At 55.6% G+C, this 2,597-nt stretch carries 2 protein-coding genes; both read left to right on the top strand.

Annotated features, from left to right (window positions below; translation table 11 throughout):
- Window positions 1-214 precede the first annotated feature (214 nt).
- Window positions 215-1,249 carry a permease gene (locus DU29_RS0120610; RefSeq protein WP_000098298.1) on the top strand — a complete coding sequence of 345 codons (1,035 nt, stop codon included), beginning with the start codon at window positions 215-217 and terminating at the stop codon, window positions 1,247-1,249.
- Window positions 1,250-1,261: 12 nt separating this feature from the next.
- Window positions 1,262-2,539 carry an ISL3 family transposase gene (locus DU29_RS0120605; RefSeq protein WP_000610830.1) on the top strand — a complete coding sequence of 426 codons (1,278 nt, stop codon included), beginning with the start codon at window positions 1,262-1,264 and terminating at the stop codon, window positions 2,537-2,539.
- Window positions 2,540-2,597 lie beyond the last annotated feature (58 nt).

The following is a 2,597-nucleotide window of genomic DNA, read 5'->3' as shown; positions in this document are numbered from 1 at the left end:
CCGAAGCCCCATCATGGCCAGCTTTGACCAGAAAGCGGAACACGGACAGTCGGTGACTATTCCCTAGCTCAGCTAAGCTGGCTGCAACCTTTTCGTGATCCATAGCACGCCCCAATAATTCGATGTTTCTAGAATTATAGTTGACAGGTCGGATAAACGCAAGTAGGCTGCGTACATCATTTCGACAATACTAGAAATATAGGAGTAATATTGAATGTCATCTCAACTCCAAGACGCTCTAGGCATGTTCGCCTTTCTCGCTATCGAGCTATCGGTTTTATTCATTGGCATTAGCTTGCTGGTCGGAGTTCTTCAACGTCACATCCCACCATCCAAGGTGGAAGCGTTACTGACTTCCAGTGGGAAGCGAGGCTATTTTCTTGCTGCTGGTTTAGGAGCTATAACGCCCTTCTGTAGTTGCTCGACTATCCCCATGTTGAAAGGGTTGATTCGGGCACGGGCCGGTTTTGGGCCGATGATGGTGTTTCTTTTCTCATCTCCGTTGCTGAATCCTATCGTCGTCGGCCTGCTGGTTGCCACGTTTGGATGGACACTTACTGCTATCTATGTGCTCGCCGCTTTGGTGGTCGCGGTAGGTGCCGGATGGCTGCTTCACACGCTTGGCTTCGAGCGTTATGTGCGCCGGACGGCGACACAAGAGAGCAGTGGATGTAGTTCATCAGCAAGCCCGTGCAGTGCTACATCGACCGCATCGAGTTGCGGCACCAACAGCTGCGACACCACTCCGAAGACGGCTTCTTGCGGGGCTGATAGGAAGACAACAGTCTCTACGTCTAGCGAATGCTGTGACAGTCAACCCACTGTCACGGTTAAGAAAGAAGGGAAGTACAGTGGTGTGTGGCGGGAAGCTTGGTCGGACTTTATCGATGTGTTGCCTTACCTGCTCATCGGTATTGCGATTGGCAGCGTGATCTATGGTTTCATGCCCACTGACTTATTGGAGCAGTATGCAGGCCCAGATAATCCCTTTGCCATTCCAGTTGCCGCTGTCATCGGCGTGCCGTTGTATATTCGCGCTGAAGCCGTCATACCTCTGGCAGCGGCTCTGATGGCCAAAGGCGTGGGTGCCGGGACGGTGCTAGCGTTGATCATCGGCAGTGCCGGAGCCAGCCTGACTGAGCTCATTCTGTTGCGCTCTTTGTTCACGCTGAAGCTTTTAGCGGCGTTTTTAGCAGTCATTTTTGCTATGGCGATGATTGCCGGTTACGCCACCTACCTGTTTTTCTGATCAAGGCGGGAGATGATTAATTCGTTAAGCCTTCCTGGGTACCAGTTGGTGGATTCTGATGAGCAGAATGAAGACATACATTTTCGGCTTGAAGCACCTACACCAGTAGCCTGCGAGGGGTGCGGCGTGCAGGGTGAGTTCGTGCGGTTCGGCAAGCGTGACGTTCCCTATCGTGATCTGCCCATCCACGGCAAGCGGGTCACTCTCTGGGTGGTCCGCCGCCGATACACCTGCCGGGCCTGCAAGACAACATTCAGGCCCCAGCTACCGGAGATGGTGGACGGATTCCGTATGACACTGCGGCTGCATGAGTACGTGGAGAAGGAATCCTTCAACCACCCCTACACCTTTGTGGCGGCACAGACCGGCCTGGACGAGAAGACGGTGCGCGACATCTTCAACGCCCGCGCCGAGTTCCTGGGGCGCTGGCACCGCTTCGAGACGCCCCGCATCCTGGGCATTGACGAGCTATACCTGAACAAGCGCTACCGCTGCATTCTGACCAACATTGAGGAGCGAACCCTGCTCGACCTGCTGGCCACCCGCCGCCAGGACGTGGTGACCAACTACCTGATGAAGCTGAAAGACCGGCAGAAGGTCGAGATCGTCAGCATGGACATGTGGAACCCCTACCGGGCAGCGGTCAAGGCTGTGCTGCCCCAGGCCCGTATCGTGGTCGATAAGTTCCATGTGGTGCGCATGGCCAACGATGCCCTAGAGAGAGTGCGCAAGGGCCTCAGAAAGGAGCTGAAACCGTCCCAGAGCCGGACTCTCAAGGGAGACCGGAAAATCCTGCTGAAACGCGCTCACGAAGTCTCAGACCGGGAGCGCCTCATCATGGAGACCTGGACAGGCGCGTTCCCGCAACTGCTGGCCGCCTACGAGCACAAGGAGCGCTTCTACGGCATCTGGGACGCCACCACACGGCTCCAGGCAGAAGCCGCCCTGGACGAGTGGATAGCCACCATCCCGAAGGGCCAAAAGGAAGTCTGGAGCGATCTGGTCAGGGCAGTGGGAAACTGGCGCGAAGAGACCATGACCTACTTCGAGACGGACATGCCCGTCACCAACGCTTACACGGAGTCCATCAACCGACTGGCCAAGGACAAGAACCGTGAAGGGCGCGGTTACTCCTTCGAGGTGATGCGGGCACGAATGCTCTACACCACGAAGCACAAGAAGAAGGCACCGACTGCGAAGGTCTCTCCTTTCTACAAGAAAACCATCGGTTACGGACTGCCGGACTTCGCAGAGGAACTCAACTACGGAGTCGATCTATCAACCATCTGATAATGGTATCAGGTTGGTGGGGTAAAGGTGCCCCATCAACCATTAAATCCGTATACCC

This window comes from Pseudomonas sp. Ant30-3, assembly GCF_000690905.1.
Lineage (GTDB): Bacteria > Pseudomonadota > Gammaproteobacteria > Pseudomonadales > Pseudomonadaceae > Aquipseudomonas.
The sequence above is the reverse complement of the archived record's forward strand: the minus strand, read 5'-3'. Positions and strand labels throughout refer to the sequence as shown.

What these genes read in the sequence shown, in the direction of transcription:
- DU29_RS0120605 (WP_000610830.1), top strand. Translation starts at nt 1,262, where the DNA reads ATGATTAATTCGTTAAGCCTTCCTGGGTACCAGTTGGTGGATTCTGAT.
- DU29_RS0120610 (WP_000098298.1), top strand. Translation starts at nt 215, where the DNA reads ATGTCATCTCAACTCCAAGACGCTCTAGGCATGTTCGCCTTTCTCGCT.